Below are 18,192 nucleotides of genomic sequence, written 5' to 3'. Positions count from 1 at the left end.
GGGGCCTCCGCCCTGCTACGAACTACCTCAGCGCGTCAGTGCGCCATGACCGGAATGGCGTCCTCCACCGCTCCTTCTTCATCGGAGCCGGCGACCGCGCCGCCGCCCCCCTGATGTCCGGCGTTGACCATCGTGATGGCGATCACCCCGGCCAGCACCAGGATGCCGACCGCCCACCAGATGGCGGCCGTGTAGCCGTGCACCATCGACTGCAGCTCCAGCGCCGTGCGGGAAGGGGCGCCCGCCGCATGCGACTTGGCGTACGCGGTGGTGGCGCTCGCCGCGATGGTGTTCAGGAGCGCGGTGCCGATGGCGCCGCCCACCTGCTGCGAAGTGTTGACCATCGCCGAGGCGACACCCGCGTCACGCGGCTCGACACCATGCGTGGCCAGGCTCATCGCCGGCATGAAGGCGGTACCCATGCCGAGGCCGAGGAACAGGAACCCGGGCAGGATCAGCGCCGGGTACGAGGTGTCCAGGTCGATCTGGGTCAGCAGCAGCATGCCCACCGAGGCGACCAGGAAGCCCGGCCCCATCAGCAGCCGCGCCGGGACCCGGGTCATCAGCCGGGCGCCGATCTGCGTCGAGCCGGTGATCATGCCCGCGACCATCGGCAGGAAGGCGAAGCCGGTCCTGACCGGGCTGTACCCCTTGACGACCTGCATGTAGTAGGTGAGGAAGAGGAACAGGCCGAACATGCCGATGATGGCGAGGCCCAGCGAGGCGTAGACACCGCCCCGGTTCCGGTCGGTGACCACGCGCAGCGGCAGCAGCGGCGCCTTCACCCGCGACTCGACGGCCACGAAGGTGATCAGCAGCACGGCCGCGGCGACGAACAGACCGATGGTCAGGCCCGCGGACCAGCCGTCGGACTCGGCGCGGGTGAAGCCGTAGACCAGCGAGACCAGACCCGAGGTGGCCAGGAGCACACCGGGGACGTCCAGCCGGGAGGTGTTGCGGCTCTCCACCGGGTCGCGGATCACGGCGACCGCGCCGATCGCGGCGACGATGGCGAACGGAATGTTCACGAAGAAGGTCCAGCGCCAGTTCATGTACTCGGTCAGCACACCGCCGAGGATCAGACCGACGGCACCGCCACCACCCGCGATGGCACCGAAGACACCGAACGCCTTGGCGCGCTCCTTGGGGTCGGTGAACATCACCGCGAGCAGCGAGAGCGCGGAGGGGGCGAGCAGCGCGCCGAACACACCCTGCAGCGCCCGCGCGCCCAGCAGCACGCTGCTGTTCAGCGCGGCGCCGCCGATGGCCGAGGCGGCCGCGAAGCCGGCCAGGCCGACGATGAAGGTCCGCTTACGTCCCCACAGGTCGGCGATCCGGCCGCCGAAGAGCAGCAGTCCGCCGAAGGCGAGGGCGTAGGCCGTGATGACCCACTGCCGGTTGCCGTCGGAGATGCCGAGGTCGGCCTGGGCGCTGGGCAGCGCGATGTTCACGATGGTCGCGTCGAGCACGACCATGAGCTGGGCGAGGGCGATGAATATCAGCGCTTTCCAGCGCCGGGGATCCACGAATTGTGCCGTTTCAGGCATGGGAGAGCCTACCTAGCGGTGCGGAGAGTGATAAATGGGACGAGTGGGGCCGGTCGAGGTCAGGCCGACGCAGGCCGTTGGGTAACAGGTAGCGAGAAGCGTCGACGCACGTACAGAAGACTTGTGAACGCGCGCGAAATAAGCGGTGCTCCGGGATCGGCCGGATGCGATCTATGTCACGGCCGGTGCTGCAGATCCTCCAAGGTCACGGACTCGCCGGGTAGTTCGGAGCGCGCCGGGGCCTGCAATCCGTCCAGGAACAGTTGTAGATGCCGGTGCACAAAGGCGTCGAAGTCCACACAGAAGCTGCCGGGCAGCGGCCGGGTGAGCTGGTTGAGCGCGACCATGAGATCACCGACACCGATGTCGGTGCGCAGTCGGCCCTCGACTTTCGCGGCCCCCATCAGGGCCTCGACACCGGCGGACAGACGGTCGCGGACGGCTATGAGATCAGGGTGCTCCTTGTCGAGGCCGTCGGAGAGCAGAAGGCACAGCGCGCCGATGCGCTCATCCGCCGCGGCATGGACGAAGCGCCGCAGTGCCGAGAAGGAGTCGGCCTCCTCGGCCAGGGCGGATTCGGCCTGGTCGGCGACGCCGGACATCACCGCAAGCGCCACATGGTGGATGAGCTCACGGCGGTCCGTGAAGTGCCGATAGATCGTGGCATTCCCGACCCCCGCCCGTCGAGCGATTTCATCGAGGGGGATATGAGCCCCGGATTCGACGATCACCTCACGGGCGGCCACGACAATACGCTCCCGATTGCGCAGGGCGTCCGCGCGCAGCCGGGGCTGCGCGGACTTCGCGGTCATCGTGTCGGCGGCCATCACAGCACTCCCTTCCGCGTACGGATCCATGCGTACGGTTTTCCGGCGGCTTGGTGGCGACACCAGGCCCCGGCCCAGACGTTCGAGCTTCAACATTTCCGGGGAGTCAGTCCCCGTTTATGCGGTCATCGGGTTAAACGGGGAATCACTCCCCGGAATTTCCGCGTCCGCAGGTGACCTGCCTCACACCTGTCCGGCACCCCCGCCACCCGGACGGAGCAGGTCATTCCCCCGCTCGGCGGCACCCCACGAGCGCCCCGGCCCGTGCCGTCGCAGCGTGGTCGGCAATGAGGCAGACGCATGGGACCACCCGTCACCGCATACGAATACGCCGGCCCCGCAGAGGCAGCGCATTCGCCACTGCCGCCGTGCTCACGGTGGCGGTGGTCGCCCCGGCGGCGACTCCGCGTCCCGCGTCCCCCGCGCCCCCGAAGCTGGCCCCGGTACCCTCCGGACGGACGGCCTTCGGCTCGCTCGCGCCCTGCGCCCTCGCCTCCGGCCGGGGGCTGCAGATGTCCGAGGGCATACCCACCAGCCGCGGCTACAGCCGCAGCACCGGCACGGTCCACGCCCTCAACCTCATGATCGACTTTCCCGATGTGCGCGGCCAGGGCGCCGCCCGCCAGCGCTTCCAGGAGTTCTTCCCCCAGACCACCCGGTGGTTCGCGCAGAGCTCGTACGGACGGCTGGACTACCGCCCCGAGATGCCGATCAGCCACTGGCTGCGGATGCCCCGCTCGTTCCGCGCCTACGGCATCAAGCGCGGCAGCCCCTTCGACCCGGGCTATCGCAAACTGGTGGCCGACATCGCCAAGGCCGCCGATCCCAAGGTCGACTTCCGCCGCTACGACCTGGTGAACGTCCTGGTCACCCCGAACGCCGGGCCGCCCGCCGCGCATGCCGTGCTGTCCGTCACCTACGCCGACAACCAGCAGGCCCCGACCGCCGACGGCGTGCCGCTGGCCAATGTCTCCTTCGTCTACAGCCGCCAGGACGACGGCTCCGGCTCGCTGCGCCGCACCGGATTCCGCGTCCTGCCCCATGAGAACGGCCATGTCTTCGGGCTGCCCGATCTCTACACCCGGGGCGGCGGCGACAAGGCCGGCCACTGGGATGTGATGTCCGAGGACTGGGGCGCCGGCAACGACCTGCTGGCCTGGCACAAGTGGAAGCTGGGCTGGCTCGGCCCGCGGCAGATCGCCTGCGCCGCCCGCTCCGGGGTCTTCGCGCACGCCCTGTCCCCGCTGAGCCGCCCGGAGGGGACCAAGCTCCTCTTCGTCCCCGTCTCGCCGTCCACCGGCTATGCGATCGAGGCGCGCGCGACCGGCGGCAACGACGAGGCCATATGCAAGCCCGGTGTGCTGATCTCCCGGGTGGACACCGGTGTCGACTCCGGCGGCGGCCCCGTCACCATCATGGACTCCACCCCCCACGGCCGCGGCTGCACCCGGGAGCGCAACGTCCACCCCGGGCTCAGCGACGCGGCCTACGCACCCGGCGAGACCTTCCGCGCGGAGACGAACGGCCTGCGGATACGCGTCCGCGTCACCGGCCGGGACGCGGCCGGGGACTTCGGCGTGGAGATCACCCGTCGCGCCAGTGCCGGCGCCCGAGGCTGATCAGCATGAGCTGCTTGCGCGCGGTGTCGGCGACCCGCCGCTCCAGCCGCGGATGATCCGGCTGCGCCTCCAGGAACGCCGTCGCCGTCATCACCATGTGGTCCACATACAGCTCCGCAAGCATCCGGACATCTTCCGGCGGCCAGCCGTCCGGCGTCAGCCGCGGGGAGAAGTCGGCGGCCACCTCATCGGCGAATCGGTCCAGCTCGGCGGCGATGGCCTCGCGCACCGCCCGCACCCCGCCATGCCGCTCGCGTGCGATGAAGCGAATATGCGCGGGATAGCGGCGGACATGCTCGGCGACCGCCTCGACGGTGGCGTCGATCCGCTCCTCGTCACCGTCCTGACCTGCGAGTATCGCGCCGATCATATGGTGCAGGCTGCCCAGGGACTCCTCGACCAGCGCGACACCGAGATCGCTCAGATCCCGGAAGTGCCGATAGAAGGCGGCCGGCGCCACCCCCACCGCCCGCGTGACCTCGCGCAGCCCCAGACTGCTCAGGCTCTGGTCCTCCAGCAGCCGCAACGCCGCGTCCATCAGGGCGCGCCGGGTCTTCTCCTTCTGGGCCTGCCGGACCCCGGACGTGTGACTCATATCATTCAGTAAACAGCTGTTCGCTGAATTTTTCCAGGGCTCGGCGGGGTACTCTAGAACTCAGTGAACAGTTGTGATTCCAACTGTTCACCGAACAACCACCATCCGCACGCCAACCGCATCCGGATCGTCACTTCGAGAGAGGCTCACATGCTCTTCATCGTCGCGGCACTCGCCCTGATGGGAGTTCTTCTGGGGGCGGCGGCGCACACTCCGCTCCCCCTGTTCCTCGCCGCCGCGGGCGCCATCGGCGCCTGGCTGCTGATCTTCTTCATCCGCGAACGCACCGGGCACAAGGGGAGCTGAGACCCATGGCACTCACCGCACCGTCCCGCACCTCACCGCTCCGGGCGCGCAGGGACGCCGATGGTATGGCCGTCGCCTCCTTCGTGCTCGGCCTGATCGGCCTGCTGCTCTTCAACGCGGTCTTCGGGCCCTGCGCGATCGTCCTGGGGACGCTCGCGCTCGCCCGGGAGACCCCCCGCAGGGGCCGGGCACTGCTCGGAATCATGCTCGGCATCGCCGACGTGGCCCTGCTCATCGTCCTGCTGACGCTGAATCAGTCGGTCTTCTGGCAGTTCGGGAGCTGACCCGCCCGGCAGTTCACCGGCACCTCCCCGCGCGGCCCTTCCACTCAGTGGAAGGGCCGTTGCCCGTGCGTGACGGGCGTCACCACGCTGGCACGCATGACCGCCTTCGCGAGAAACCAGTGGTACGTCGCCGCCTACGGCCGCGAGATCGGCCGGGAGCTGCTGGGGCGCACCATCCTGAACGAGCCCATCGCCTTCTACCGCGCCGAGTCCGACGACACGGTCATCGCGCTCGCCGACCGCTGCGTCCACCGCCGCTATCCGCTCACCGCCGGCCGTCTCGACGGCGACACGGTCGTCTGCGGCTATCACGGCTTCACCTACGACACCGGCGGCACCTGTGTGTTCGTACCGGGCCAAAAGCGCGTCCCGCGCACCGCCCGGGTCCCCTCCTACCCCGTCGTCGAGCAGGACTCGCTGGTGTGGGTGTGGATCGGGGACCCGGCGCTCGCCGATCCCCGCTCGGTGCCGCGCGCCCCCTGGCTGGCCGATCCGCGCTGGACGACCGTGGGCGGCATGGAGCCGATCGACGCCGACTACGGCCTGCTGGTGGACAATCTGCTGGACCTGTCCCACGAGACGTACCTGCACAGCGGCTACATCGGCACCGCCGAGGTCGCCGAGACCCCGATCACCACGGAGGTCGACGAGGGCGCGGGCGTCGTACGGGTCAGCCGGCATATGGACGACGCCGAGTGCCCGCCGTTCTACGCCCGTTCCACCGGGATCGACGGCCGCATCACCCGCTGGCAGGACATCGAGTACCACGCGCCCTGTCTCTATCTCCTGCACAGCCGGATCGCCCCGGCCGGGGTGCTGCCGAGGCCGGACGGCTCCGATCCGGACGCCTTCCATGTGGAGATCACCTACGCCATCACCCCGTCCACCGACCGCCATGTGTACGACTTCTGGGCCGTCTCACGGGACTTCGCGCAGGACGACGAGGAGGTGACCACCTTCCTCCACGACCTCAACCGGACCGTGGTGCTGCAGGACGTGGCGGCGCTGAATCTGCTCCAGAAGGCCCTGGAAACCGAGCGCGAGGGCTATCAGGAGCTCAGCATCAACATCGACACCGGCGGTCTGGCCGCGCGCCGCATCCTCGCCCGCCTCGCCGCCGAAGGAGAGCGGACCGCGGCCGTGGCGGCCACGAAATGAAGCGCGAGCAGCGCGCAGCGCTTCCGTTGAGGGTGGTGTCGGGCGACGGATGGGCGAGCGGCGCCCCCACGGCCGAGGTGTACCGGATCGACTGGCTGCCCGGCACCGATGTGCTGCACGGGGTCTGCCACTGCGGCGCCGAGCGCACCGCCGAGGACCCGGTCGAGCTGTGGCAGTGGATGCTCGCCCACCCCACCGGGCACCACCCCACCGGACACCGTCCCGCCGACCACCGTAAGGAGACGACATCGTGAACCCCGGCGGCGAGTACGAGGACACCCTGCTGGTGGCCCGCCGGGAGGACGTGGCCTCGGACGTGGTGGCGCTCACCCTGCGCCATCCGACGGGCCGTGAACTCCCCGCCTGGGAGCCCGGCGCCCATCTCGATCTCGTCCTCGCCCCGGGCCCGACCCGGCAGTACTCGCTGTGCGGCGACCCCGCCGACCGCGCCTCCTGGCGGATCGCGGTGCTCCGCGCACCCGCCGGGCGCGGCGGCTCCGCCCGGGTGCACGACACCCTCGCCGAGGGGAGCACGGTGCGGGTGCGCGGCCCGCGCAACCACTTCGCGCTGCGCCCGGCGGCCCGCTACCTGTTCATCGCGGGCGGCATCGGCATCACGCCCCTCCTCCCCATGACGGCCGCCGCCGAGGCCGCGGGCGCCGACTGGCGGCTGCTGTACGGCGGGCGCACCCGTGCCTCGATGGCCTTCGCGGACCAGCTCACCGCCCGTTACGGCGACAAGGTGCGGCTGGTGCCGCAGGACGAGGAGGGGCTGCTCGACCTCGCGCCGTATCTCGACGCCCCCTCCGCCCCCTCCGCCCCCGGCACCCTCGTCTACTGCTGCGGTCCCGAACCGCTGCTCCAAGCCGCCGAGCAGGCGTGCCGCGGGTGGCCGGACGGGGCTCTGCACACCGAGCGCTTCCAGCCCCGTACGGACGCGGCGGGCGCCGAACCGGCGCGCGGAGCCTTCGAGTTGGTGCTCACCCGCTCCGGGCTGACCCTCACCGTGGAGCCGGAGCGCAGTGTGCTGCGCACGGTCGAGGCGGCGGGGGTACCGGTTTTGTACTCCTGCGAGGAGGGCACGTGTGGGACGTGCGAGACGGATGTCGTCGAAGGAGAGGTGGACCACCACGACTCCGTGCTCACCGGCGAGGAGCGGGCCTCGGGCGAGACCATGATGATCTGCGTCTCACGCTGCCGTGGCCCCCGATTGGTGCTGGACCTGTGAATCCGCCCTGAACCGCCGTATGAGCCCCTCGATGTGAGGTTCGGAACGACCCCACCCACTGGACAACCAGGTTGGTTAGGCTAACCTAACTACGTCCTCGGGTTGCCGTCCCGCGAACCACGTCCCCGTACGCATCGAGAGAGAGCACCTTTATGCGCCAGGCCAGAGCACTCCCCCTCTCCCGTCGCGGTCTGCTCGCCGCAGGCGGCGCCCTCGGACTCGGAGCCCTGGTCACCGCCTGCGGCGGCAACGGCGGTTCGGGCTCCGGCGGCGATGACGGCGGCGGCTCCTGGTCGTTCACCGACGACCGTAAGAAGAAGATCAGCCTCGACGGCCGGCCCCAGCACATCGTCGCCTACATCGCCGCTGCGGCCGCACTCTACGACTTCGGCATCGAGAAGCAGATCACCGGCGTCTTCGGGCCGACCACGCTGAAGAACGGCAAGCCGGATGTCCAGGCGGGCGACTTCCCCGTCGACCAGGCCACCTCCCTCGGCAACACCTGGGGCCAGTTCAACGTCGAGAAGTACGCCTCGCTCGGCCCCGATCTGCTGATCACCAACATGTACGACCCGGGCGCGCTCTTCTACATCCCGGACGACAGCAAGAAGAAGATCCTCCAGCTCGCCCCCAGCGCCGCCATCGGCACCGGCCGGGTCTCCATGCTCGAGCCCATCAAGCGCTATGCGGCGCTGGCCGAGGCGCTCGGCGCCGACCCGAAGGCCAAGAAGGTCACCGACGCCAAGGCGCGGTTCGAGAAGGCCTCCGAGACGCTGCGCAAAACCGTCACATCGCACCGGATCAAGGTCATGGCCTGCTCCGCCAGCGCCGACCTCTTCTATGTCTCCAACCCGAAGATCAATGCCGACCTGATCTACTTCAGCGAGCTCGGCGTCGACTTCGTCGTCCCCGAAAAGCCCGACAAGGGCGGCTACTTCGAGAGCCTGAGCTGGGAGAACGCCGACAAGTACGACGCGGATGTGCTCTTCCTCGACAGCCGCACCGCGACCCTCCAGCCCGGGGCCCTGACCTCCAAGCCGACGTGGTCCAAGCTCGCCGCGGTCAAGGCCGGTCAGATCACCCCCTGGAGCAGCGAGCCGCGCTTCTCGTACGCCGGCGCCGCCCCGCTCGTCGAATCCCTCACCAAAGCCATCCAGGACGCGAAGAAGCTCCGCTGAACGGTCAGCGCGACCGGTCGGCCCGGCCTCCCCACGGCAAGCGAAGGGAAGACCCTCTGTCATGACCACCGCAGCCACCACCACCGCCACCACCGCCATTCCGTTCCGCTTCTTCGACGCGCGGGTCGTGCGGAGCCGCCCGCTCGGACCGTCCATGGCACGGATCACCTTCGGCGGCGCCTGTCTGAAGGACTTCACCAGCGGCGGCCGCGACCAGCGCTTCAAACTCTTCCTGCCGCACCCCGGCCAGAGTGCACCGGTGGTCCCGGTCGAGGCGGGGGAAGGCTGGTTCGCCACCTGGCGGGCGATGGACCCGGCCGAACGCGGCATCATGCGCTCGTACACGGTGCGCCGGCAGCGTCACGACCCGCACGAGATCGACGTGGACTTCGCGCTGCACGACGACAGCGGCCCGGCCGCCCGCTGGGCCGCGCGCGCCGAGACGGGCGACCGCGTGACCCTGCTGGGCCCGGTCGTGGAGGACAACGGTGGTGTCGACTTCCGGCCGCCGTCCGGCACCGACTGGGTGCTGATCACCGGCGACGAGACCGCGCTGCCCGCCATCGCGGGCATCCTCGAATGGCTGCCCGCCGACCTGCCCGTCAAGGTGTGGCTCGAGGTCCAGCACGCCGAGGACATGCAGGAGCTGCGCACCGCGGCGAAAGCCGAGATCACCTGGCTGGTCCGGGACACCGTGGCCCCCGGCACCCCGCGCTCCGCGCTGCTGCGGAACGCCGTGAGCGCCACCGAACTGCCCTCCGGTACGCCGTACGCCTGGATCGCGGGCGAGGCCGGGACCGTCAAGGAGCTGCGCCGCCATCTGGTGCGCGAACGCGGCTTCGACCGCAAGGCCGTGACCTTCACCGGCTACTGGCGCCTGGGCACCTGTGAGGAACAGCTCGTCGAGGAAGCCGTGTCGGGCACCGGCCCCGCGACCGACGACTGACCCCAGCGCCGTACCGGACCGGGTCCTCACCACCGCATTCCCCTACTCCCTACGGGACCGCGAAAGACCGGCCACTGGACGACGGGCGGCCACCGCTCGGCGCGCCCCCACGCGCCCTGTCGCCGCGTCCGGCGCCCCCGCACGCCCATCAGGCCATCAGGCCGTCAGGCCACGGGCCGAGGGCCGCCGCCCTCCCCCACCAGCCGCATACCCGCGCCCTCCGCACGCCCGCATGCTCATTTCCAGAAGGGACAGACCGTGAGTTTCCTCGCGCAGACCGCTGAGGACCCGTCGCCGGAGCCGATACCCGGGGCGGCGGATGGCAGGGCCCACCTGTTCAACGGCCGTACGGCGGAACGCTATCGGCGCTCCGTGACCGACGGCGTCGGCCTGGTGGCCTCCACCGTCGCCCGCACCGACCGCCCCTTCACCGGCGTCACCCCCGCCGAGCTCGCCCCCGAGATCTCCGGAATCGACCTGGAGCGGCCGCTCGGCGATCCGGACGCCGCGCTCAAGGAGCTGGAGAGCGTCTACCTCAAGGACGCCGTCTACTTCCACCACCCGCGCTATCTCGCCCACCTCAACTGCCCCGTGGTGATCCCCGCGCTGCTGGGCGAGGCCGTCCTCTCCGCCATCAACTCCTCCCTCGACACCTGGGACCAGAGCGCCGGCGGCACCCTCATCGAGCGCCGGCTGATCGACTGGACCACCGAGCGCATCGGCCTCGGCGAGGCCGCGGACGGCATCTTCACCAGCGGCGGCACCCAGTCCAATCTGCAGGCGATGCTGCTCGCCCGCGACGAGGCGTGCACGCTGGTGGAGAAGGAGGCCGCCGCGGCCGGCGAGACGGTCGCCAAATCCGCCATCCTGCCGCGGCTGCGCATCCTCACCTCCCAGGTCAGCCACTTCTCCATCCAGAAGGCCGCCGCCATCCTGGGGCTCGGCTACGAGGCCGTCGTCCCGGTCCCCTGCGACCAGGACCGCCGGATGCGGACCGTCGCCCTCGCCCACGAACTGAACCGCTGCCGTCGCGAGGGCCTGATCGTCATGGCCGTCGTGGCCACCGCGGGCACCACCGACTTCGGCTCCATCGACCCGCTGCCCGAGATCGCCGAGCTGTGCGACCGGCACGGCACGTGGATGCATGTGGACGCCGCGTACGGCTGCGGGCTGCTGGCCTCCCCGACCCGCCGCGGGCTGCTCGACGGCATCGAGCGCGCCGACTCGGTGACCGTGGACTACCACAAGTCCTTCTTCCAGCCGGTCAGCTCCAGCGCCGTGCTGGTCCGTGACCGCGCCACGCTCAGCCACGCCACGTACCACGCCGACTATCTCAACCCCGAGCGCAGCGCCCGGAACCTCATCCCCAACCAGGTCGACAAGTCCATCCAGACCACCCGCCGCTTCGACGCGCTCAAGCTGTGGCTGACGCTGCGGATCATGGGCGCGGACGCCGTCGGCGCCCTCTTCGACGAGGTGGTGGACCGGGCCGCCGAGGCATGGGCCCTGCTGGACACCGATCCGCGCTACGAGGTCGTCACCGAGCCCCAACTGTCCACGCTGGTCTTCCGCTACGTACCGCCGTCGGACGGGCCGGGCGACCCGGACCTCGTCGACCGGGCCAATCTGCACGCCCGCGAGGCGCTGGCCGCCTCCGGTGCGGCGGTCGTCGCCGGAACCGTCGTCGACGGCCGTCACCACCTCAAGTTCACCCTGCTCAACCCGGAGACCTCGCTCAGCGACATCGCGTATGTCCTCGACCTCCTCGCCGAGCACGCCGGTCAGTACCTGGCCCTGCACATCGAGCCCGAACTCAGCTCGCGCGCCAGTTGAGCCCCCTCACCCCGCCGGAGACCCTCGTGCCCACCCCGCACACCCATGACTTCATCGCGGTCGGGCTCGGCCCCTACAACCTGGGCCTTGCCTGCCTGACCGAGCCGATCGAGGAACTCGACGGGCTGTTCCTGGAGAGCAAGCCCGAGTTCGACTGGCATCCGGGCATGCTGCTGGACGGCGTCACCCTGCAGACCCCGTTCATGGCCGACCTGGTGACGCTGGCCGACCCCACCTCCCCGTACTCCTTCCTCAACTACCTCAAGGAATCCGGGCGGCTGTACTCCTTCTACATCCGCGAGATCTTCTATCCGCTGCGCGCCGAGTACAACGACTACTGCCGCTGGGCCGCCGCGAAGCTCATCTCCGTCCGCTTCGGCCACGAGGTGACGAGCGTCGAGTACGACGATGCCGACGGCCTCTACACGGTGCGCGCCCGGCGTCCCGCCACCGGCGAGACCACCACGCACCACGCCCGTCATCTGGTGCTGGGCACCGGCACCCCGCCCTTCCTCCCCGAGGTGTGCCGCGGCCTGGACGGCGATCTGGTGCACAACACCCACTACCTGGGGAGCAAGGAGGCGCTGCAGTCCAAGGAGTCCATCACCATCGTCGGCAGCGGCCAGAGCGCGGCCGAGATCTACCAGGATCTGCTCGCCGACATCGACACCCACGGCTACCGGCTGAACTGGGTGACCCGCTCTCCGCGCTTCTTCCCGCTGGAGTACACCAAACTCACCCTGGAGATGACCTCGCCCGAGTACGTGGACTATTTCCACGCGCTCCCCGAGGACACCCGCTACCGGCTGGAGAGTGAGCAGAAGGGCCTGTTCAAGGGGATCGACGCCGACCTCATCAACGGCATCTACGACCTCCTCTACCAGAAGAGCGTGAGCGGCCCGGTGCCCACGCGGCTGCTCACCAACACCGCGCTCACCGGCGCGGAGTACGACGATCTGTCCGGCACGTACACCCTGGGGCTGCGCCATGCGGAGCAGCAGCGGGACTTCTCGCTCACCACCCACGGACTCGTCCTGGCCACCGGCTACCGCTACCAGGTGCCCGCCTTCCTGGACCCGGTACGCGACCGCATCCGCTGGGACGGCCAGGGCCGCTTCGACGTCGCCCGCAACTACAGCATCGACACCACCGGGCGCGGCATCTTCCTCCAGAACGGCGCCACCCACGCACACAGCCTGACCTCCCCGGACCTGGGCATGGGCCCGTACCGCAACTCGTGGATCATCCGTGAGCTGCTGGGGCGGGAGCACTACCCGGTGGAGAAGTCCATCGCCTTCCAGGAGTTCGGCGCACCGGAAGGAGCCATCGCATGACACCGTCGCCGGTTTTCGAGCACACGGACGCGCGCCTGGGCACCTTCACCCTGCGCACCCTGGACCCGGCGGCCGATGCCGGGCTGCTGCACGGCTGGGTGACCCACCCCAAGGCGTCCTACTGGATGATGCAGGGGGCGGACGAGGCGGAGGTCGCCGCCGAGTACCGCAGGATCCACGAGCATCCGCACCATGACGCGTTCATCGGCCTGCACGAGGGCCGCCCGGCGTTCCTGGCCGAGCGCTACGACCCGTCGCGGGTGGAGCTCGACGGGCTCTACCCAGCCCGGCCCGGCGACGTCGGCATGCACTTCCTCTGCGCGCCGACCGACACCCCGGTGCACGGCTTCACACTGGCTGTGATCACCGTCGTCATGGAGTTCTGCTTCGCCGATCCGCATGTCCGGCGCGTCGTCGTCGAGCCCGATGTGCGCAACGCGGCGGTGCACGCGCTCAACGCGGCCGTCGGCTTCGAGATCGTCGAGCGGATCGCCAAACCCGAGAAGGACGCCTACCTCAGCGTCTGCACCCGCGAGCGGTTCGAGGCCGCCCGCACCGCCCTCGCCGCCCGCGCCGTCCAAGGAGTGACCCGATGAGCCCCCGCGACGCCGTCGCCCACCTCACCCCCGATCTGTGGGACCGGGCGGGCCGCCTCCTCATCCGCAAGGCCCTCGCCGAGTTCACCCACGAACGCCTGCTCGCCCCCGAGCTCGGCCCCGACGGCCGCTACGCCGTGACCAGCGACGACGGGGCGGTGACCTACCGCTTCGCCGCCCGGGTGCTCTCCCTGGACCACTGGCTGGTCGAGGCGGACAGCATCACCCGCCACGACCGGACCGGCGCCGAACTCCCCCTGGACGCCCTGGACTTCTTCATCGAGCTGAGAGGGCGGCTGGGCCTCGGCGAGGACGTCCTCCCCGTCTACCTCGAGGAGATCAGCTCCACTCTCTCCGGTACGGCCTTCAAACTGGCCGCCGAGCCGGTGGGCGCCGCCCAACTGGCCACATCCGGCTTCCAGGAGATCGAGACGGGGATGACCGAGGGCCACCCCTGCTTCGTCGCCAACAACGGCCGTCTCGGCTTCGGCATCCACGAGTACCTCTCGTACGCCCCCGAGACCGCGAGCCCCGTCCAGCTCATCTGGCTCGCCGCCCGCCGCGACCGCTCCACCTTCACGGCCTCCGCGGACCTGGACTACGACGCACTGATCCACTCCGAACTGAGCGAAGAGACCCGGGCCCGCTTCGCGCAGACCCTCACCGACCTCGGCCTGGACCCGGCCGGCTACCACCTGCTGCCGGTGCACCCCTGGCAGTGGTGGAACAAGCTGTCGGTCAGCTTCGCCGCCGAGGTCGCCCGGCAGTATCTGGTGTACCTGGGCCCCGGCGACGACGAGTACCTCGCCCAGCAGTCGATCCGCACCTTCTTCAACACCAGCGACCCCTCCAAGCACTATGTGAAAACCGCGCTGTCGGTCCTCAACATGGGCTTCATGCGGGGCCTTTCGGCCGCCTACATGGAGGCGACCCCGGCCATCAACGACTGGCTGGCCGGCCTGGTCTCCGCCGACGACACCTTCCGCTCCTGCGGCTTCTCGATCATCCGGGAACGAGCCGCCATCGGCTACCACCACCGCCAGTACGAGGCCGCCACCGCGAAGGGCTCCCCGTACCGCAAAATGCTCGCCGCCCTGTGGCGCGAGAGCCCCGTCCCGACCCTGGAACCCGGCCGGCGCCTGGCCACCATGGCGTCCCTCCTCCACACCGACCCCGACGGCGCCTCCTTCGTCAGCGCCCTCATCGAGGAATCCGGCCTCACCCCCGCCACCTGGCTGCGCCGCTACCTGGACGCCTACCTCACCCCGGTGCTGCACAGCTTCTACGCCTACGACCTGGTCTTCATGCCGCACGGCGAGAACGTCATCCTGGTGATCGAGGACGGCGCCGTCCAGCGCGTGATCTTCAAGGACATCGCCGAGGAAATCGCCGTCATGGACCCCAGCGCGGTCCTCCCCCCGACCGTCGAACGCATCCGCGTGGACGTCCCCGAAGACAAGAAACTACTCTCGATCTTCACCGACGTCTTCGACTGCTTCCTCCGCTTCCTCAACGGCATCCTGGTCACCGAGGGCCTCCTGGAGGAGGACACCTTCTGGCAGACCGTCGCCGACTCCGTCCTGGCCTACCAGCGATCCGCCCCCCACCTGGCGGACAAATTCGCCCAGTACGACATGTTCACCGAGGACTTCGCCCTCTCCTGCCTCAACCGCCTCCAGCTCCGCAACAACCGGGAGATGGTCGACCTGCAGGACCCAGCCGGGGCCCTTCAGCTCATCGGCACCCTGAGGAACCCGATCGCGGACTTCGGGCAAGCGGGGGACTGAGGCGGCCGGTGCCCTTCGGGTGCTTCGGACCGGGGCTTCGGGCCAGGGGCACCCCCGGCCCGAGCCTTCGGCGGCCCGGAGCACCCGAAACGATCCAAGTGCACGACCCGCTACACTGTGGCGGTGCGACGCGGCGGCACCACCATGCCGCCCTGACGCCGGGCCTCCGTAGCTCAGGGGATAGAGCACCGCTCTCCTAAAGCGGGTGTCGCAGGTTCGAATCCTGCCGGGGGCACCATGCCTGACCAGGCCGAACGCCCCCGCGATCGTGGATCGTGGGGGCGTTGACGGCAGAGGTTGACGGCAGTTCCTACCTACGGGGCCGGAGCAGCCGGGTCCATGTGGCCCATCGCCTCACGACGGCTGTCGTCGTTCACATGCGTATAGACGTTCATCGTGACCGCGATCTGCGAGTAGCGGTGAACGCCGGCGTCGTTGAGCGCGGATAGTCCAGTCCCACGGCCTTGCCCAGTGCCATGGACCCGGCCCACATCAGGGCGAAGTAGACCAGCAGCGGCAGTGCGATCCGCGCTGCGCCACGTCCATCGGCTGTGAGGTGATCGCGTCGCCTTGGAGGGCGAACCGGACGACGATCGTGAACAGCAGCCCGTACAGGGCGAACGGGCCGATGCGCGGGATGAGCTTGGTCTCGTACCAGGCCCGGCCCTTGGCTCTCTCGCCGAGGCGCCGGGTGAGGAAGCCTGCCACCAGGGGGATGCCGAGGAAGATCAGCACGCTGCGGGCGATCTTCCAGACGCTGATGTCGAGACCGGTCTGTTCCAGGCCGAGCCGGCCGGGCAGCACGGTGGGGTTGAACCACCCGAACGGCCGGCCGCCATCGCCAACAGGATCCACATCGCAAGGAAGCGGTCCACGAACGACAGGCGCGCGGCGACGGGAGCAGCCGAAGACGCCGCCGTGGGGTCGGCCGCCATCAGGCGTCCCGCGCCGTTCCAGCAGGCTCGGGCAGAGGCTCCCCGGCGGGGCGGGTGAGGATCCCGGCGAGCCGGTCGGTCATCTCCGGCAGCAGCCAGTAGTAGACCCAGGTGCCCCGGCGCTCGCAGTCGATCAGCCCGGCCTGCCGCAGCAGCTCCAGGTGATGGGAGATCGTCGGCTGCGACCATCGAAGGCAGGGGTCAGGTCGCATACGCACACCTCGCCCCCGGCGCGGGAGGCGATCATCGACAGCAGCCGCAGCCGCAGCCGTATCGGATCGCCCACGCCTTGAATACCTTCGCCGGCTCGATGGACTGTGCCTCGTCCAGGGGAGCGGTCAGCAGTCCTGGGCAGCAGCCGGGCGAGGCGGAGCAGGAGACGCGGCCGGATCACCTCGGCGTCGAGGTGACGTCCACCGACCAGGTCACCGCCGCCACCGACCGCCTGAAGCACGCGGGGCTCGCCACCTTCGAGGAGAGGACACCTCCTGCTGCTACGCCCTCCAGGGCAAGGCCTGGGTCCACGGTCCCGGCAAGGAGCCCTGGGAGGTCTACGTCGTCAAGGGTGACGCCGATCAGATGGGCAAGAGCGCGGCACTCGACACCGCCGACGCCTGCTGCACAAGCGAGCCTGCCCCGACGGAGGCCCTCGAGACCGCCACGGGCAGCGAACGCCGAGGCAGGACTGGACCCGTTTGGCGGCACACCAGGTGAGCATGCGATCACCTGTAGTTACAAATAGAACGTCATCTCGCCATCCCGGTTGACCAGCATGGCCGCTGGTGCCGGTGGTGCGCCGCTTCACTACAGCGCTGAGGAAGGCGTAGCGATGAGGTTCATTTCGCGGTCCGGTGCCATGACCGTCGCGGTCGGTGCGGGACTCTCCCTCGCGATCCTGCCGACCGGGGCGGCCAGTGCCGCCGAAGACATTCGAGTGAGGTGCAACGACATCCCCGGCCTGGTGGACGCGATCGACCAGGCCAACACCAGCGGTGCCCGCATCACCCTCGCGCCCCGCTGCACCTACACACTGACCACGCCGGACAACCCGGACGATGGGCTCCCTGAGATCACCGGGGAGGTGACCATCTCCGGCAACGGCTCCACCATCCGACGCGACCCGGACGCCACGGAAAGCTTCCGCATCTTCCACGTGGTGTCCGGTGGCACACTCACGCTGAAGTCGCTCACGGTCAGCGGCGGCGTCAGCAGCAACTCTGGCGGCGGAGCCCTCAACGAGCGGGGCACACTGAACCTGAACGACGCTGCCTTCAAGGACAACTTCGCGGTTACCGGTGGTGGCGTCTCCAACAACGGTGGGCAGCTCAACCTCGACCGCACCACGGTCGAGCGCAACCGCGCGGCCAGCTTCGGCGGCGGAGTCCTCAACACCGGTAACGGCACAGCGACGATGAAGCACGGCTCCCTGCTCAAGAACCGGGCGGTCACCAGCAATGGTGGCGGTTTTGAGAACCAACTGGGTACCGCGTCCCTGGAGTCCGTATCGGTCAGGGGCAACACCGGCATTGAGGGTGGCGGCATCCGCAACGTGAACACCTCCACCCTGAACCTGAAGTCGACCACTCTCAAGGACAACATCGCGGTGAGAGGCGCGGGCCTCTCAAACTTCTCCCCCGCCGCCACCGCCACCCTGGTCGACAGCCTGGTCACACGTAACACGGCGATCACCGCCGGCGGCGGCATCGACAACCAATCGGGTCAGGTGACGCTCACCAACACCAAGGTCATCGACAACACCCCGGACAACTGCGCCCCCGAAGGCAGCGTCCCCGGCTGCACCAACCCCACCGCCACCGTTGACCCGCCCCCCACACAAAGGCTCCAGTCCGACGACGACGTCAAAGACCCCGAGTGAGCCACCTGGTCCGAACCGCGGCCATGAGCTCCTGACCGCAACGACGTAGAAGGGCGGGACCCACTCACCGGGTCCCGCACTTCTGTGCGCCGTCCGACTACTCTGCTGAGTTCCGAGACTCAGGTCCCGGACCGGGTGCGGCG

At 69.5% G+C, this 18,192-nt stretch carries 16 protein-coding genes, 1 tRNA gene and 3 pseudogenes; 15 read left to right on the top strand and 5 right to left on the bottom strand.

The window, feature by feature from the left end; genetic code table 11:
* Positions 1 to 35 precede the first annotated feature (35 nt).
* Positions 36 to 1,547 carry an MFS transporter gene (locus tag STRVI_RS04130; protein ID WP_014054352.1) on the bottom strand — a complete coding sequence of 504 codons (1,512 nt, stop codon included), beginning with the start codon at positions 1,545 to 1,547 and terminating at the stop codon, positions 36 to 38.
* Positions 1,548 to 1,723: 176 nt separating this feature from the next.
* Positions 1,724 to 2,374 carry a TetR/AcrR family transcriptional regulator gene (locus STRVI_RS04125; protein ID WP_014054351.1) on the bottom strand — a complete coding sequence of 217 codons (651 nt, stop codon included), beginning with the start codon at positions 2,372 to 2,374 and terminating at the stop codon, positions 1,724 to 1,726.
* A gap of 287 nt (positions 2,375 to 2,661) precedes the next feature.
* On the opposite strand from STRVI_RS04125, the gene STRVI_RS04120 reads away from it, so the two are divergent.
* The gene (locus STRVI_RS04120) at positions 2,662 to 3,993 is read left to right on the top strand and encodes a M6 family metalloprotease domain-containing protein (RefSeq protein ID WP_014054350.1); all 1,332 of its coding nucleotides are present in this window, start codon (positions 2,662 to 2,664) and stop codon (positions 3,991 to 3,993) included.
* On the opposite strand, the gene STRVI_RS04115 is transcribed toward STRVI_RS04120, so the two are convergent.
* Positions 3,959 to 4,588, bottom strand: a complete 630-nt coding sequence (locus tag STRVI_RS04115; protein WP_014054349.1) for a TetR family transcriptional regulator — start codon at positions 4,586 to 4,588, stop codon at positions 3,959 to 3,961. The genes STRVI_RS04120 and STRVI_RS04115 overlap by 35 nt on opposite strands.
* Positions 4,589 to 4,738: 150 nt before the next feature.
* On the opposite strand from STRVI_RS04115, the gene STRVI_RS52475 reads away from it, so the two are divergent.
* The 12 genes from STRVI_RS52475 (at position 4,739) to STRVI_RS04055 (ending at position 15,476) form a co-directional block, all read left to right on the top strand.
* The gene (locus STRVI_RS52475) at positions 4,739 to 4,894 is read left to right on the top strand and encodes a hypothetical protein (protein WP_014054348.1); all 156 of its coding nucleotides are present in this window, start codon (positions 4,739 to 4,741) and stop codon (positions 4,892 to 4,894) included.
* A gap of 5 nt (positions 4,895 to 4,899) precedes the next feature.
* A complete protein-coding gene (locus STRVI_RS04105; RefSeq protein WP_014054347.1) occupies positions 4,900 to 5,178 on the top strand; it encodes a DUF4190 domain-containing protein in 279 nt (92 codons plus the stop codon).
* A gap of 96 nt (positions 5,179 to 5,274) precedes the next feature.
* Positions 5,275 to 6,336, top strand: coding sequence for an aromatic ring-hydroxylating dioxygenase subunit alpha (locus STRVI_RS04100; RefSeq protein ID WP_043237831.1), 1,062 nt, complete (start codon positions 5,275 to 5,277; stop codon positions 6,334 to 6,336).
* A gap of 35 nt (positions 6,337 to 6,371) precedes the next feature.
* Positions 6,372 to 6,590, top strand: coding sequence for a hypothetical protein (locus STRVI_RS04095; RefSeq protein WP_043237830.1), 219 nt, complete (start codon positions 6,372 to 6,374; stop codon positions 6,588 to 6,590).
* The gene (locus STRVI_RS04090) at positions 6,587 to 7,564 is read left to right on the top strand and encodes a PDR/VanB family oxidoreductase (RefSeq protein WP_014054344.1); all 978 of its coding nucleotides are present in this window, start codon (positions 6,587 to 6,589) and stop codon (positions 7,562 to 7,564) included. Before STRVI_RS04095 ends, STRVI_RS04090 begins: the two co-directional genes overlap by 4 nt.
* A 152-nt stretch (positions 7,565 to 7,716) precedes the next feature.
* Positions 7,717 to 8,742 carry an ABC transporter substrate-binding protein gene (locus STRVI_RS04085; RefSeq protein WP_014054343.1) on the top strand — a complete coding sequence of 342 codons (1,026 nt, stop codon included), beginning with the start codon at positions 7,717 to 7,719 and terminating at the stop codon, positions 8,740 to 8,742.
* Positions 8,743 to 8,803: 61 nt separating this feature from the next.
* Positions 8,804 to 9,688, top strand: coding sequence for a siderophore-interacting protein (locus STRVI_RS04080; protein WP_014054342.1), 885 nt, complete (start codon positions 8,804 to 8,806; stop codon positions 9,686 to 9,688).
* Positions 9,689 to 9,946: 258 nt separating this feature from the next.
* Positions 9,947 to 11,521, top strand: coding sequence for a pyridoxal phosphate-dependent decarboxylase family protein (locus STRVI_RS04075; RefSeq protein WP_014054341.1), 1,575 nt, complete (start codon positions 9,947 to 9,949; stop codon positions 11,519 to 11,521).
* A 26-nt stretch (positions 11,522 to 11,547) separates the two neighbouring features.
* Positions 11,548 to 12,855 carry a lysine N(6)-hydroxylase/L-ornithine N(5)-oxygenase family protein gene (locus STRVI_RS04070; RefSeq protein WP_043235391.1) on the top strand — a complete coding sequence of 436 codons (1,308 nt, stop codon included), beginning with the start codon at positions 11,548 to 11,550 and terminating at the stop codon, positions 12,853 to 12,855.
* Complete coding sequence (locus STRVI_RS04065; protein WP_014054339.1) at positions 12,852 to 13,451, top strand: GNAT family N-acetyltransferase; 600 nt, start codon at positions 12,852 to 12,854, stop codon at positions 13,449 to 13,451. Before STRVI_RS04070 ends, STRVI_RS04065 begins: the two co-directional genes overlap by 4 nt.
* Complete coding sequence (locus STRVI_RS04060) at positions 13,448 to 15,238, top strand: IucA/IucC family protein (RefSeq protein WP_014054338.1); 1,791 nt, start codon at positions 13,448 to 13,450, stop codon at positions 15,236 to 15,238. Before STRVI_RS04065 ends, STRVI_RS04060 begins: the two co-directional genes overlap by 4 nt.
* A 162-nt stretch (positions 15,239 to 15,400) precedes the next feature.
* Positions 15,401 to 15,476: transfer RNA gene (locus tag STRVI_RS04055), tRNA-Arg, on the top strand.
* 177 nt (positions 15,477 to 15,653) lie between these two features.
* On the opposite strand, the pseudogene STRVI_RS04050 reads toward STRVI_RS04055, so the two are convergent.
* Together STRVI_RS04050 and STRVI_RS04045 are read right to left on the bottom strand one after the other, a co-directional pair.
* Positions 15,654 to 16,060: pseudogene (locus tag STRVI_RS04050) on the bottom strand (arsenic resistance protein); the annotation flags it as partial.
* Positions 16,061 to 16,172: 112 nt separating this feature from the next.
* Positions 16,173 to 16,518, bottom strand: a pseudogene (locus tag STRVI_RS04045) (ArsR/SmtB family transcription factor).
* A 16-nt stretch (positions 16,519 to 16,534) separates the two neighbouring features.
* Here STRVI_RS04045 and STRVI_RS54040 point away from each other — a divergent pair.
* Both STRVI_RS54040 and STRVI_RS04040 read left to right on the top strand, forming a co-directional pair.
* Positions 16,535 to 16,887, top strand: a pseudogene (locus STRVI_RS54040) (hypothetical protein); the annotation flags it as partial.
* Positions 16,888 to 17,002: 115 nt separating this feature from the next.
* Positions 17,003 to 18,049 carry a hypothetical protein gene (locus STRVI_RS04040; RefSeq protein WP_014054336.1) on the top strand — a complete coding sequence of 349 codons (1,047 nt, stop codon included), beginning with the start codon at positions 17,003 to 17,005 and terminating at the stop codon, positions 18,047 to 18,049.
* Positions 18,050 to 18,192 lie beyond the last annotated feature (143 nt).

It is taken from the genome of Streptomyces violaceusniger Tu 4113 (assembly GCF_000147815.2).
Lineage (GTDB): Bacteria > Actinomycetota > Actinomycetes > Streptomycetales > Streptomycetaceae > Streptomyces > Streptomyces violaceusniger_A.
The sequence above is the reverse complement of the archived record's forward strand: the minus strand, read 5'-3'. Positions and strand labels throughout refer to the sequence as shown.